Genomic DNA, 13745 nt, shown 5'->3' on the forward strand with positions numbered 1-13745 from the left:
TTTAGAATTTGCGATAAAACCGTTGCAACCGATCCAGAATAGGTTAAAATGAAAATGGCATGGATAGTACATCTTTATTTATCTAAGGATCAGATTAAATTTATTTTAATGGCTTGTTTTTGATCCCTTAATTTCAGGTAATTCATAAATTCCATACCTGTACTGTTTGATCAAATTTCAGGCTATTAAGAAAAACAAAAATACACCTCTGATCTTGCCATGATAAATCTATTTAACTCTAAGTTATCAAAAATTCTGTTCCATTGTCTAGGATTTAGGAAAAAAATCAGCAAACAGTTCAGGTCAGTTCAATTACTATGATTACACTGATCCTGTCCTAAATAGGAAAATCGACAGTTTCCCCTCTACAGTCCCACTTTGGTTGATCTTTAAAACTCTACTGCTATTCTAGCTAAGAGTGTTTCCTGTTCCCTTAATTTTACTGTTGCGTTGTGAGTTACGAACCCCTACACCACAAATACCGTCCCCAAACCTTTGCCCATTTGGTCGGACAAGAGGCGATCGCAACTACCCTCACGAATGCGATCGAATCTCAACGCATCGCCCCGGCTTACCTATTTACCGGGCCGAGGGGAACGGGAAAAACCTCCAGTGCCAGAATTTTGGCCAAATCGCTGAATTGTTTGGCCAATCAAAACCCAACAGCCACACCTTGCGGGGTTTGTGAGGTTTGCAAAGGGATTACTAATGGATCAACTTTAGATGTAATTGAAATTGATGCGGCTAGTAATACCGGGGTTGATAATATTAGAGAATTAATTGAGCGATCGCAATTTGCCCCGGTTCAATGTCGTTATAAAGTATATGTTATAGATGAATGTCATATGTTAAGTACGGCAGCATTTAACGCCCTATTAAAAACCTTAGAAGAACCGCCAGATCGAGTCGTATTTGTATTAGCAACAACTGACCCACAACGGGTTTTACCTACTATTATTTCCCGGTGTCAACGGTTTGATTTTCGACGAATCCCCCTAGATTCCATGATCAAACATTTAAAATATATTGCCCAACAAGAAGCTATTAATATTGCTGATGATGCGGTTTTTATGGTAGCTCAAATTGCTCAGGGGGGGTTAAGGGATGCTGAAAGTTTATTGGATCAACTTAGTTTATTATCCGGTGAAATTACCGTTGAAAAAGTCTGGGATTTAGTCGGGGCAGTTCCTGAACGAGATTTAATTAGTTTATTAGAAGCAATTGACTCCGGGGATACGGCTATTATTTTAGACTGTATTCGTAACCTATTAAACCGAGGACGGGAACCTTTAATTGTCCTGCAAAATTTAGCCGGATTTTATCGAGATTTATTAATTGCTAAAACCGCATCAACTCGTTCTGATTTGGTCGCACTGACTCAACCGACTTGGGAACAACTTTGTCAATTTTCCCACCGTTGGGATAGTACAATTATATTAGCAGGTCAGAAACATTTACGCGAAAGTGAAGTTCAAATCAAACATTCAACTCAACCGCGTTTATGGTTAGAAATTATCTTATTAGGTTTACTTCCAGCAGCGTTACAAAAATCTGTTATAACTCAAACGGTTACTGTTACCCAAACTCCTCAAAGAACCGTCCAAACCCAACCGGAAACCGTTCCATTTGTACAACGTTCAGAACCTTCAAACCCGTCACAAAATCCAGTTAATTCTCCCGTTTTTCAACCTACATACACCCCCGAACCTCAACCGCAAACCCAACCCCAAGTTAAAGCAGAAATTCCCGCACCACCCACAGAACCGCCTATTGTTACCGATGCTAATTTAGATCAAATTTGGCAACAGGTATTAGATTATATTCAACCCAATGGAACCCAACAAATGTTCCGTCAACAGGGTCGTTTAATTCAGTTTAATTCTGAAGTAGCGGTGATTAAAATGGCTTCTTCAACTCTGTTAAAAATGGCACAAACTAAACAAAAATTATCCAGTTTAGAAAAAGCATTTCAACAGGTTTTTGGTCATCCTGTGAAAATTAATTTTGATAGTAGAGGCGGAAATTCTGTGAATCAAGTTCAAGATATAACTCCCCCTTCTCCACCTTATTCTCCTGTTAATAATTCTAGGGTTTATTCTCCAGAAGTTGTACAAACTCCTGTAATTAATACTCAAGAACAACAACAAATTTCTGAATCTCCAAATCAGGATATTAACAAAAATCATCAAATAGAAAATATTAATAATAATTCATTTAAACCAATTGAAAAAGTAGAAACAGTTCCTATAAGTCCTGAACAAGCAGATACTCAAGCAGTAGCGATCGCATCTCAAAAATTAGTTGATTTTTTTCAAGGGAAAATGATTGAATTAGAAGAAAAACCCACATCTAAAACCGCTACTTTATTAGACAAAAAAGCTGATGCTATTGAAATTAATGAAAATGAAAACTTTATAGAAATTGATGATCTGGATGAAGAAAATGATGATGATTTTTGATTTCGTGTCTTTGTGTCTTTGTGGTTTATTAAAAATACCCGGTATCTCATAGGATTAAAAACTTTTATATTGTTAAGTGGAGTGGTGCGTGCGCGGAGATCCACGCACCCTAATTATTTATCTAGCCAGGGAGGTTTTTTCTAAGGGGAAACCTAACTGTTCTCGCTGTTCTAAATAGCGTTGGGCGACTCGTCTAGCTAAATTGCGAATTCGACCAATATAACGAGTCCTTTCTGTCACCGCAATTACGCCCCTAGCATCCAATAAATTGAAACTATGGGAACATTTAAGAACATAATCTAAACTCGGTAAAACTAACCCTTTTTCGATTAATTGTTCCGCTTCCTGTTCATATAATCCAAACAAAGTAAACAAAAATTCTGGGTTTGAGGCTTCAAAATTATAGGTACATTGTTCTATTTCTCCCTGTAAGTGAACATCCCCATAATTAATTTTATCTGTCCAAGAAATTTTAGTCATTGCATCCACATTTTGCAGATACATTGCTAGACGTTCCAAACCATAAGTAATCTCAATAGAAACGGGACGACAATCAATACTTCCGCATTGTTGAAAATAGGTAAATTGAGTAATTTCCATCCCATCTAACCAGACTTCCCAACCCACACCCCAAGCCCCCAAAGTCGGAGATTCCCAGTTATCTTCCACAAACCGAATATCATGATCTTCGGGGTTAATTCCTAATAGTTTCAAGGAGTCTAAGTAAACCTCTTGAATATTATTCGGAGATGGTTTAATTAACACTTGATATTGATAATAATGTTGAAAACGGTTGGGGTTTTCTCCATAACGGCCATCGGTGGGACGACGACAGGGTTCGACATAGGCGACCGACCAGGGTTCGGGGCCAATGGCGCGTAAAAAGGTATGGGGGTTCATGGTTCCCGCCCCTTTTTCGGTATCATAGGATTGGGCAATCAAACAGCCGCGATCGCTCCAAAATTGATTCAGGGTAGCAATAATTGATTGAAAATTCACGGGATGTAATTCTGATCTAATTGTTTTGACATTAATCAATTTTACCATTAATTTTTGGGCATGGATGAAATGCCTTTAAATAGCATTACTAATCCTCCAATTAAAATTGCGATCGCTATTCCCCCCATCACCGCATCTAATACCCCAGTATTTTCCATTTATTGTTAATTTCCTATAATTATTCTGATTCTATTCTAACACAATTCGTTTTTATTGATAGAATAAATATATCCATTAATTCACCGAAAGGCAACATCAATGACAATCGCCCTTTTACAATGGACAATCGAAGACTATCATCGCATGATTGATGCTGGAATTCTCGATGATCGATCTGTTGAATTATTGAATGGTCAAATTATTAAAATGTCTCCCGAAGGAATTCCCCACGCTTATTTTAGTGATGCAACAGCAGATTATTTAAGAAATTTATTAGGAAATCGGGCAAAAGTTCGGGAAGGAAAACCGATTACGTTATTTCAATCGAGTTCTGAACCCGAACCCGATCTTGCTATTGTTGAACCCTTGGGAAGTGTTTATTTAGAACATCATCCCTATCCCAATAATATTTTTTGGTTAATTGAGTTTTCTAATTCTAGTTTAACAAAAGATTTAGAGCAAAAAAGCAAAGTCTACGCAACAGAAAATATTCGAGAATATTGGGTTGTGAATTTGCAAAATCAAACGTTAATTGTATTTAGAAATCCTCAACAGGGTGATTATCAATCTCAAGAGATTTTAACTCAAGGAGACATTTATCCTCTGGCTTTTCCTGATATGGCGGTTTCTGTTCAGAGGTTATTAGTTGTTTAGTTAGAAAGCGATTACAACTTTTCCAAAATTATTACAGGAATTAAAATACTACTGTTCATGATTTTAGAATATGTTGTGCTATTTTTATAGCTGTTGGTGCGCCCTTGGGATTAGCTGATGCAAAACACAGGAGATATAGAGGTGTATTTTGGGAATTAAGCAAAAGTAGAGGATTTTCAGCTACACCTGCAAATATAATTTTTAATCTTTCAATAAAAAATCTCCCTATTAATTTATAGTCAGCAATTTTTTCCGTTTCTGTATAAGTTCCAAATAAGTTAGTTTTTTCAGAAATTGTATAAAATGTATCCCACCAACTTGTTGTTCCAAATGTTTCATTCAGTTTGTTTCTAACGGATTCACTTATATTACCATCTCGCTTGAGTAATCGATTAATCGCTATTCCTACGGGAAACAAATACCATAAATCAATTGCTTGAGTTTGGGCTATTGCTTCAATAGTCTTCCAAGGAACTTGCATTCCAAAAGGATCAAGGAAAAGAACCGCACGATGTCGTTCCCAATTAGTATTTTGATTACATTTTCTTTTTAGAAATGTATTAGCATCCGAATGAACGATTTCAATTTTGTCGGATAAATGGTTAAATTCAATTTTGAGATTATTTAATTCTTTTATTTTTTCCTCATCTTTTTCTACAAAAATATATTTATTAAATTCTGGTTTAACTTGAAGAGCAATTTTGGCAGAACCTTCTATAAATTGTTGAGATTCTGGATCAATCAATTCAGGCAACATTAGCTGACCTTGTTCATCAGGAGTATTAAGTGTTCTATATCCAGTTCCAGCAAAAGCATCTATGTAAGCATATTGGAGAGGGTATTTATTCATAATTGTTGAGTAAGCAACAAGATACTTTTTGACTCTACTCAGTTTTTCTTCTGTCCAATCTCCTCCAAAACGTTGCTTTTTCATAATCTTTATCCTTTAGCTTGCAATTTATTAAAATGTTGAAAATAAAATCAAAATATGATAAGGTAACAGAGTGGATATTTTAATAGATATCAGAAACTAACTTTGATTATCTTTGTTTTGGTTGAAAACTGTTATGTCTATTATCCAGGGAAACGAGAAAATAGTCAATCCCCTACAAAAAAGCAATTTAAACAAGAAGGGATTATGCGATTATGTGATTAATATTGCATCTGGCTGTTTGCATGGATGCACGTTTTGCTATGTTCCCTCAACACCTGCTATTCGTACCCGACAATCACAACTTAAAGAAAAAGGTGTGGATAATCCTCAAATGGACTGGGGAAAATATCTATTTATTCGTGAGGAGATTCCTGAGAAATTAAAAAAAGTTTTAAAAGGCAAAAAAAAATGGAATGAAACTCCATCAGGAAAGGGTGTTGTTTTACTTTGTTCAGGGACTGACCCTTATCAAAATCAACAGGTAGCAAAAATTACTCGTGATACAGTTAAGACTTTACAGGAAAAGAACAAGAGAATTAGAATTTTAACTCGCAGTCCTCTATGGGTAAATGATCTAGATCTTTTCAATTATCCTAATGTAACAGTTGGTATGAGTTTACCCTATTTAGATGATGAACTCAGTCGTCAAATTGAACCCCAAGCCCCTCCTCCATCTAAACGCTATGAAGCTTTATTAAAAGGCAAAAAAGCCGGATGTCGCCTTTATATTGCGATGGCACCCACTCCGCCCACTTTAACTTTAGATAACTTTAAAAATTATTTAGATAAAATCATGACTTTAGAACCAGAAGTAATTTTTTGGGAACCAATTAATGCGCGAGGAACTAATGGAAAACGAATGATTGCAGCAGGCTTAGACTGGGCAAATTCTATCATGACTAAACGTTCCTGGTCAGAAGATTTTTTAAGGCAATGGGAAGATATTGAAACGGCAGCCGAAATAGTGGGTTGTAAAGATAAACTTCATATATGGCCCGATCCAGAGTTAAAAAAATATGTCGATAATCCTCAAAAAGTTATAGATTGGTTACATCGTCCAACAATTGAAAACTGGGTTTGATATTTGCCTATAAAAATTATGTCAGGAGTATTTTATACATAAAAAAAATAAAGTTATAATAAAAATGCTATACTTTAACGATATTCGCCATCTTTCTCTAATCTGTGAGGATGATTATAATGCCAACCTTAACTATAACAACAGAACAAATTATTGATCTAATCCAACAATTGCCATTAAAAGAAAAACGGATCATATTGCTAGAACTTGTGAAAGAAACAGAAACCAAACGTCAAGAACGCTTAGACTATGGTGAAAGTCAATTGCGGAGATTGTGTAATGAAAGAGGAATCAATTGGAATACTTTATCTGACGAAGAACGCGAGGATTTTATTAATGATTTAATTCATGAGGATAGACCATGTATCCAATAGTCGTATTTGATACGAATGTATTGCTATCTGGTCTGGGTTGGCGAGGTAGTCCTTATCGATGTTTGGAATTAGCTAGAACGGGTCAAATTAAGGCGATCACTTGTCAAGAATTATTGGATGAGTTGCTGGAAAAGTTAGAGCAAAAACTCAATTTTACAGATTCTCAAATTACAGATACTTTATCCGATTTATTGAGTTTCTTACAGGTCGTCAAAATTTCTAATACTCTTAATGTTATCATCACTGATCCTGATGATAATATGGTGTTAGAATGTGCGGTTGTTGGTCATGCAAATTATATCGTAACTGGAGATAAAAAACATTTACTTCCTTTACAAAATTATCAAGGAATTGAAATTGTGAATGCAGCAAATTTTTTGAGTTTAATGGGTCAGGGGCGGGTTTAGGTAGGTTAAGGGTGGGATTTTAATATTCTTACAGAACCCCCCTACGAGATGGTTTGATCGATAATGCTATGTGTTTCCATTCTTTTTTACAGAATATTATTGTCATTTAATTAATAAAAATTTTAGAAAAACTAAGAAGTCTGGAAAATATTTTGTACCATTTGTTGATTAGAACGCATCACAGCATTATCTAACGCTGCAACTTCTCCTGAGTCCAAATACCACCCTAACGCCCCTAAATTATCCTTAGCTTGCTCTAGGTTTTTTGCCCCAGGAATCGGAATTGTACCTTTACAAATACACCAATTTAAAGCAACTTGGGTTAAAGTTTTAGACCGAAATTCAGCAATTTCTTTCAGACTGGCTAAAATCGGTTGAATTCCGGGTAACAATTTTTTAAATAATCCCCCGCGAATGCCTTTTGGTAAAGGGGTATTTTCTGAGAATTTTCCGGTTAATAATCCTAACCCTAACGGACTATAGGCAATTAATTTAATTCCTAATTCATCACAAACCTGTTTTAACCCTAATTCCGTTACCGGATAGGTCGATAATAAAGAATATTGTACCTGTAAAGTTGAAATCGGAATCCCCCGATCTGCAAATTTTTGATAAACTTTTTTTAACCGTTTCGGCCCATAATTCGATAAGCCAATTCCTTTAACTAATCCCTGTTCATATAAATCTCCTAAACCCGCTAATAAATTCCCTTCTTGCCAAGGAGCGTAATTAGCTGTAGACCAGTGCATTTGAACTAAATCGACATTTTTTCCTAACCGTTTAGCTGAATTTTCAGAGGCATTAATCATTGATTTGCGGGTTAATCTCCAGGGATAAGGAGCTAATTTTGTGGCGATACAAATTTGCTCTTGATTTATTCCTTGATATTCTTGAGAAAACTGTCCTAAAAGCGATTCACTGCGTCCATTTAATTTCCCTGTACCGTAGGAATCTCCCGTATCAAATAAGGTGACACCCTGACTGACACACAAATTAAATACTTGTTGTAACTGTGTATCCATACTGGGATCATAACCCCATAATAGGCGATTTCCCCAGGCCCAGGTTCCGCATCCCATTTTAGGTAAAGATAGGAGTTGATGATTGTTCATAATCACGATTAATAACGATAATAACTGCTCATATTATAAGACAATTAAATCATTATTTTAAAAAAATAGTAAGGAACCACAAAGGCACTAAGACACGAAGGGATAATCGGATTTTTCCGTTAGTAATATGCACATCCCAGATGATGTTTAATGGCTTTGATCTAATAATAACAAAGTTTGTAATAATACATTGGCTCCTTGGGTACAATGTTCGGGGGATGTATATTCGGCTTCGGAATGACTAAAGCCTCCTTGAGAGGGGACAAAAATCATTCCCATATTGGTAATTCTGCCGATTTCTAAGGCATCATGTCCGGCGCGACTGGGAAGATAATCATAATTTAAGTTTAACTGTTTACAAACAGATTCAATACTATATTGAATTTCAGGAGTCGCTAAGGTTGGTTTAACACTGAGTAAGGGAGTTGTTGAAATTGTGGTATTAGTTGAATGGGCGATCAATATTATCTTATTGTGCAATTGTGCCAACATTTCCTGTAAACAATTATCAGATAAATCTCGCATATCTACAGAAAGTTCTACCTGTCCGGGGATAATATTAACTGCATTGGGTAAAACATTAAGATATCCTACGGTTGCTACGGGTTGGGAAGGCATTTTTAACGCTATTTCTCGCACTGCTAAAATTAATTCTGCCGCCGCTATTAACGCATCCTGTCGCATTTCCATGGGTGTTGTTCCGGCGTGGTTGGCTTTTCCAATAATCGTAATTTTTAGGCGCTCCATTCCTACCACACCCTGCACAATTCCAATAGAAACCCCCTTTTGTTCTAATATGGCCCCCTGTTCCACGTGCAGTTCCACAAACGCCACCAGATCTGCCCGTGACCGTCGCGCTGTTGCTAGGTTATCCCAGTTGCCTCCCACCCGTGCTAAACATCCTTGAATCGACTCTCCTGCCTTTGATTGATAACGATCTGGAGCATCGAGTAACACCGTTCCTGCGATCGCCTGAGCACCAATCATGGTACTTTCTTCGTCGGCAAATACTATCACTTCTAGGGGATGATGGAGTTGTAGATTATGGTTTTTTAATGTGTGTACTACTTCTATGCCAGCTAATACCCCCAAAGCTCCATCATAGCATCCGCCCGTGGGTACGGTGTCGATATGGGAACCTGTCCCTAAAGCTGGAGCCGTGGGACTTTTGCCCTGATAGCGACCGATGAGATTTCCGGCTACATCGGTGCTAACGGTCATTCCCGCCTCTAGCATCCACTGTTTGACGGTAGCACGCCCCTCCAAATCCTCTGGGGAAAAGGCGAGGCGACAAATACTACCCGAAGGTTGTTGACCGATTTGGGCTAAAGTGTTGATTCGGTGATGTAGGCGATCGCTATTAATACTAATTTGGGTAATCTTATCCATAATTTGATTCTCCTGAAAACCAATAAATCAAAATTTAATCTTTTTTAACATCTATTTTTTATTCTTTCCACCATTCTCTTGATTTCCGTACTAGAATACTGTATAAAATGTACTTTACAAGCTCAAAAACCACTATAAATTTCTATAGCGATCGCGCCATAATCAGTTATCAGTTATCAGTTATCAGTTATCAGTCTAAGAGTTAATTAATTGACTAATAAATCCCCATTACCCATTACCCATTACCCATTACCCATTACCCATTACCCATTACCCATTTCCTTCTATGACTGATAAAACTAAACGGATCTTTATTTGTGGTTCGGCCCTCCATGGTCAACCGGATCATAAAAACTTAGGGGAAGCAAAATTGCTTAAATCCGCTAAAACCATGCCCCTATATCGCTTACACGCGGCGGGCAATGGTTGGCATCCGGCGATTTATGAAATTGGAGAAGACGGAATTTCTATCCCCGGAGAAGTGTATGAAATCTCCCACACCCAGTATGAACATTTACTGGTTAACGAACCTCCGAATATGTATCCAGGGGACATCAAGTTAGAAGATGGGGAAGTCTTAACTGCGATGCTCTATCCGAAGGAATTAATCGAACACTATCAATGGCCAGATATTTCTACTTTCGGGGGTTGGGCTGCTTATAAAAAATCAAATCCAATTTAATGCGGTAAGGGGTCGCCCTCTATAATGTTAGTTTACCGGATTAGTCTTTGTGCTAAAATCAAAAAATCAAGTTTATTCTTCCCATAAAAGAGCGATCGCAAATCTAACTAATTCCCCCATCAACGAAATTCTTTCCGTTGGACTAGCGACCTGTTCCCAACGGAATAAACTCTCTTTAAATAGGGGTTCTTGTTGGGCGCGTTGCACAATACCTTGAATAATCACTTGATGTTGTAAATCCTCAAGTTCCACACCATTTTTAGCCAGGAAATCTAATAATCTTTGGACACTAACCACAAATTTTTCCGGTTCCTGCGATCGCAAAATCCCTTGAATTTGACGAGAAATTTCTTGATATAAAGTTTGATGATTATTCCCTTCAATTATAGCAGGAGAGATCACCGCTTCAGGAATTCCATCCAAATCTACCGCCGCATTAAAAATAGGAACCTCCAAATTTAATAACCCCAAAATGTCCGATCTTTTCTGTACAAGTTTCTGCTTCATTGAGGGATAAGACTTTAAAATATGTTGACTCAGAAGTTTAGCATTGACTAAATAATTTGCCCTAACATAAAGTAAAAAACTATCCGGTTGGGTTTCAAATCCTTGAATGCTCAACTCAAGTTCATGACTCTCCTGTTCCACTTTAACTAAAGTATAAACCAAGGCTTCCCAATTCGGATATTCCGTAAATTCTACCGGAATTAACTGGCTATCTTCTGGGGAATCTTGAGCTAATTCTCCAGGTAAAAAATTTCGGTCACTGGGATAACGATTTTTTGGTTTTTTATTCGTATAATCAAAATCAGTATAAACATATTCACACTCTACTTTATTCAGTTCAACTTCTGATTTTTGCCAATTATAAATACAACATCCCGTTAATTTAGCTCCCTCTAAATTCGTTCTAATTAAACGACTTTCGATTAATAAAGTATCTCGCAAATCCGCCTCGCTTAAAATCGTATCTCCCAGATAAGCACCGCTTAAATCCGCCCTGCGAAGGTTTGCCCCCCTTAAATTCGCTTCGGTTAAATTTGACCAAAGTAGATAAACTTCCTCTAAATTTGCCCGTAATAAATAAGCCTTTTTAAAACTGGTTTTTAATAAATAAGCTCCGGTTAAATTTCCTCGACTCAAATCCGCCCCATCAAGAACCGCATCGGTTAAATCTGCTCCCGTTAATACTACTCGGTGCATATCCGCCCCCGTTAAATTCGTAGACCTTAAGGTGGCACCATTTAAGTCTGCTTCCGTTAAGTTGGCTTCAATCAGAATGGCATCTTTTAAATTAGCCCCCGCTAACTGAGATTCTCGTAAATTTGTCCGAGTTAAATTCGCTGCCACCAAACTTGCCCGAGTTAAATTTGCCTCCATTAATTCTGCACCGATTAATACAGCATTATTTAATTTTGCCTGTTCTAAATTAATCTGATCCAATTTCGCGCCCGTTAAATCCGCATTACTTAAATCCGCTTCAATTAAAACTGCCCAATTCAAATCCGCCTGTTGTAAAGTAGCAAATCGTAAGTCCGCCTTTGTCAGATTTGCACCACTTAAATTGCTTTGATTTAGATTACTTTGGGTTAATACCGTACTGTGTAAATCAGCCCGACGAAAACACACTCCCACTAATTGAGTTTTGCTTAATACCGCCCAACTGAGGTTAACGCCTGTGAGGTTCGCGCCTGTGAGGTTAATCTCCTGCAAATTGACACCGCTTAGGTTCACCTCACTTAAATCAATATAGGTAAAATTGCGCTCTCCCGCTTGATACCGATCTAAAAATTCTTGTCTGTTCATGGGACAGCTTGGAACAAGGCTGAAAAGGGTTCATCAACAGTCTATCTTGTTTTTCTGGCCGTGATCAGGGGGATTGGCTTCCCATCCTGACCCAAAATTGTCATCACCCTAAAATTTTTCATTTACCCCTAGACAGACTCTAAATGATCTGTTAGTATATTTAATTGTCACGCTTGGAGAGGTGGCTGAGCGGTCGAAAGCGACAGATTGCTAATCTGTTGTACGGCAGGTAACTCCGTACCGAGGGTTCGAATCCCTCCCTCTCCGTTGTTTAGTATTGAGAAACCCGGTTTCTTTACCGAGGATAAAGCCAATCTTGGATTTCTTGGGTTAACCAGGCGCATTCCTCGGCCACAAATACTTCGCCAATTCTATAGGTTTGGGAAGTAGTGCGAATTACCACCTCATATTTAGATTCTTTTTTTTCCATAAAAACACCGATAATATTACCTATAAAACCCGACTGTAAAGGATATTGAATTCCCCTAGATTTTCGGATAATTCTAAATTCATGGTGATCAAATTCAACCCAGGTTTTTTCATCAATTAAAAATAATATCCAAAGGAAGCCAGAAGCAAATAGGAGTGAAAACAAAAACCAAAATAACATGGGATTGTTAAAAAATATTGGTATAAAAACCGATAATAAGAAACCTAAACCAAAATAAATCATCAAAAAATGCAAACACCCCATTTCCATTTTAAATAGTTTTCCTAACCCTTTGGGCGGGAGATAAATATTTAAACGCTGTGAAGTTTTATCTAGGGAAATTCTACTGTAAAATGGTTGCTTCAGTTTTTGAATTAAAGCGCTTTGGGGGGTAGTATCAGGATTGATTCGAGGACGAATTTTTCCGGCTTTTAACAATTCTAAAGCTTCCCGGGCAGTTGGCAATCGGTTTTCTAAGGAAATTTCTGTTATTTGTTCAATCCATAAAACAAAATTCCGATTTAAACTAACCAGATCTGCAAATTGAATTCGAGAATTCTGTTGAGGTAAATCCGCCGGAGAAGTATTAGTTAATAAATGAATTAATGTGGCTCCTAACGCATATAAATCCGAGGCAGCGACCGCCCGTCCCCAAAATTGTTCTAAGGGTGCATAACCACTGGTTCCAACAACGGTAAAAGTCACCCCCGTCACCGATGCTTGAGCTTGTACCGCACCAAAATCCACTAAATAAATCTGTTCTGAACTGTCTAAAATTAAATTACTTGGTTTAATATCTCGATGTAAAACTGGAGGACTTAATTCATGCAAATAAATTAATATTTTTAAGATATCTTTGGCTATTTTTTTAACTTTGGCTTCAGTAAAACGGTGCCCTTTTTCTAATAGGTCTTGGAGGGATGAACCGGGAATATAATCTTGCACTAATCCAAACCAAGGTAAGCCCCCACCTAAATTTTGATCTATAGAAAAATAATCTCGATAATGGGGAATACGCGGGTGATTTAAGGCTTGTAAAACCTGGGCTTCTCGTTCAAAAAGTTTTAATTCTTCCCAAGCCATTTGGGGGCTAAACGCTAATAACTTGATAATAACCTCTTCTTGAGTTTCTTGATCCATTGCTAACCAAGTTTGGCGTCCGGCGGCGGTACGTCCATATTGATGCTGGAGTTGATAGCGGTCTTGGAGGATTTGTTGTTGATTAAACATATTTAATATTATGCGTAATTCCTGTTTTA

The 13745-nt window shown here is 37.4% G+C and carries 12 protein-coding genes and 1 tRNA gene; 7 read left to right on the forward strand and 6 right to left on the reverse strand.

Translation table 11 applies throughout. The annotated features are described in order from the left end of the window. The first annotated feature begins 452 nt into the window (after positions 1–452). A complete protein-coding gene (locus tag NMG86_RS03565) occupies positions 453–2459 on the forward strand; it encodes a DNA polymerase III subunit gamma/tau (RefSeq protein ID WP_026797029.1) in 2007 nt (668 codons plus the stop codon). 117 nt (positions 2460–2576) lie between these two features. Here NMG86_RS03565 and glyQ read toward each other — a convergent pair whose 3' ends face one another. Further along, positions 2577–3458 carry a glycine--tRNA ligase subunit alpha gene (glyQ, locus tag NMG86_RS03570; RefSeq protein WP_026788697.1) on the reverse strand — a complete coding sequence of 294 codons (882 nt, stop codon included), beginning with the start codon at positions 3456–3458 and terminating at the stop codon, positions 2577–2579. Positions 3459–3716: 258 nt separating this feature from the next. Between glyQ and NMG86_RS03575 the strand changes: the two genes are divergently transcribed. Next, positions 3717–4271, forward strand: coding sequence for a Uma2 family endonuclease (locus tag NMG86_RS03575; protein WP_026797030.1), 555 nt, complete (start codon positions 3717–3719; stop codon positions 4269–4271). 55 nt (positions 4272–4326) lie between these two features. Here the strand turns inward: NMG86_RS03575 and NMG86_RS03580 are convergent, their stop codons facing one another. Continuing rightward, the gene (locus NMG86_RS03580) at positions 4327–5205 is read right to left on the reverse strand and encodes a three-Cys-motif partner protein TcmP (protein ID WP_026797031.1); all 879 of its coding nucleotides are present in this window, start codon (positions 5203–5205) and stop codon (positions 4327–4329) included. A gap of 133 nt (positions 5206–5338) precedes the next feature. Between NMG86_RS03580 and NMG86_RS03585 the strand changes: the two genes are divergently transcribed. From NMG86_RS03585 to NMG86_RS03595, 3 genes are all read left to right on the forward strand, one after another. After that, a complete protein-coding gene (locus NMG86_RS03585) occupies positions 5339–6286 on the forward strand; it encodes an SPL family radical SAM protein (RefSeq protein ID WP_040957289.1) in 948 nt (315 codons plus the stop codon). A gap of 119 nt (positions 6287–6405) precedes the next feature. Then, positions 6406–6660 (forward strand): hypothetical protein, encoded by a 255-nt coding sequence (locus NMG86_RS03590; RefSeq protein WP_026788701.1) that lies wholly within the window; start codon positions 6406–6408, stop codon positions 6658–6660. Beyond that, the gene (locus NMG86_RS03595; protein ID WP_026797032.1) at positions 6648–7067 is read left to right on the forward strand and encodes a putative toxin-antitoxin system toxin component, PIN family; all 420 of its coding nucleotides are present in this window, start codon (positions 6648–6650) and stop codon (positions 7065–7067) included. Before NMG86_RS03590 ends, NMG86_RS03595 begins: the two co-directional genes overlap by 13 nt. 131 nt (positions 7068–7198) lie before the next feature. On the opposite strand, the gene NMG86_RS03600 is transcribed toward NMG86_RS03595, so the two are convergent. Together NMG86_RS03600 and NMG86_RS03605 are read right to left on the reverse strand one after the other, a co-directional pair. Continuing rightward, the gene (locus NMG86_RS03600) at positions 7199–8179 is read right to left on the reverse strand and encodes an aldo/keto reductase (RefSeq protein ID WP_026797033.1); all 981 of its coding nucleotides are present in this window, start codon (positions 8177–8179) and stop codon (positions 7199–7201) included. 147 nt (positions 8180–8326) lie between these two features. Next, positions 8327–9568, reverse strand: coding sequence for a Zn-dependent hydrolase (locus tag NMG86_RS03605; RefSeq protein ID WP_026788703.1), 1242 nt, complete (start codon positions 9566–9568; stop codon positions 8327–8329). A gap of 286 nt (positions 9569–9854) precedes the next feature. Here NMG86_RS03605 and NMG86_RS03610 point away from each other — a divergent pair, with 286 nt between their 5' ends. Beyond that, the gene (locus NMG86_RS03610; protein ID WP_026797034.1) at positions 9855–10250 is read left to right on the forward strand and encodes an allophanate hydrolase-related protein; all 396 of its coding nucleotides are present in this window, start codon (positions 9855–9857) and stop codon (positions 10248–10250) included. Positions 10251–10322: 72 nt separating this feature from the next. Here NMG86_RS03610 and NMG86_RS03615 read toward each other — a convergent pair whose 3' ends face one another. Beyond that, the gene (locus NMG86_RS03615) at positions 10323–12056 is read right to left on the reverse strand and encodes a pentapeptide repeat-containing protein (RefSeq protein WP_026797035.1); all 1734 of its coding nucleotides are present in this window, start codon (positions 12054–12056) and stop codon (positions 10323–10325) included. 175 nt (positions 12057–12231) lie between these two features. Here NMG86_RS03615 and NMG86_RS03620 point away from each other — a divergent pair. After that, a tRNA-Ser gene (locus NMG86_RS03620) sits at positions 12232–12323 on the forward strand. A gap of 28 nt (positions 12324–12351) precedes the next feature. Here NMG86_RS03620 and NMG86_RS03625 read toward each other — a convergent pair. Beyond that, positions 12352–13716, reverse strand: a complete 1365-nt coding sequence (locus NMG86_RS03625) for a serine/threonine protein kinase (protein WP_026797036.1) — start codon at positions 13714–13716, stop codon at positions 12352–12354. Positions 13717–13745: the final 29 nt, after the last annotated feature.

The sequence above is a fragment of the Planktothrix rubescens CCAP 1459/22 genome, assembly GCA_904830895.1.
Classification (GTDB): domain Bacteria; phylum Cyanobacteriota; class Cyanobacteriia; order Cyanobacteriales; family Microcoleaceae; genus Planktothrix; species Planktothrix agardhii.

What these genes read in the sequence shown, in the direction of transcription:
- NMG86_RS03575 (WP_026797030.1), top strand. Translation starts at nt 3,717, where the DNA reads ATGACAATCGCCCTTTTACAATGGACAATCGAAGACTATCATCGCATG.
- NMG86_RS03580 (WP_026797031.1), bottom strand. Translation starts at nt 5,205, where the DNA reads ATGAAAAAGCAACGTTTTGGAGGAGATTGGACAGAAGAAAAACTGAGT.
- NMG86_RS03585 (WP_040957289.1), top strand. Translation starts at nt 5,339, where the DNA reads ATGTCTATTATCCAGGGAAACGAGAAAATAGTCAATCCCCTACAAAAA.
- NMG86_RS03590 (WP_026788701.1), top strand. Translation starts at nt 6,406, where the DNA reads ATGCCAACCTTAACTATAACAACAGAACAAATTATTGATCTAATCCAA.
- NMG86_RS03595 (WP_026797032.1), top strand. Translation starts at nt 6,648, where the DNA reads ATGTATCCAATAGTCGTATTTGATACGAATGTATTGCTATCTGGTCTG.
- NMG86_RS03600 (WP_026797033.1), bottom strand. Translation starts at nt 8,179, where the DNA reads ATGAACAATCATCAACTCCTATCTTTACCTAAAATGGGATGCGGAACC.
- NMG86_RS03605 (WP_026788703.1), bottom strand. Translation starts at nt 9,568, where the DNA reads ATGGATAAGATTACCCAAATTAGTATTAATAGCGATCGCCTACATCAC.
- NMG86_RS03610 (WP_026797034.1), top strand. Translation starts at nt 9,855, where the DNA reads ATGACTGATAAAACTAAACGGATCTTTATTTGTGGTTCGGCCCTCCAT.
- NMG86_RS03615 (WP_026797035.1), bottom strand. Translation starts at nt 12,056, where the DNA reads ATGAACAGACAAGAATTTTTAGATCGGTATCAAGCGGGAGAGCGCAAT.
- NMG86_RS03625 (WP_026797036.1), bottom strand. Translation starts at nt 13,716, where the DNA reads ATGTTTAATCAACAACAAATCCTCCAAGACCGCTATCAACTCCAGCAT.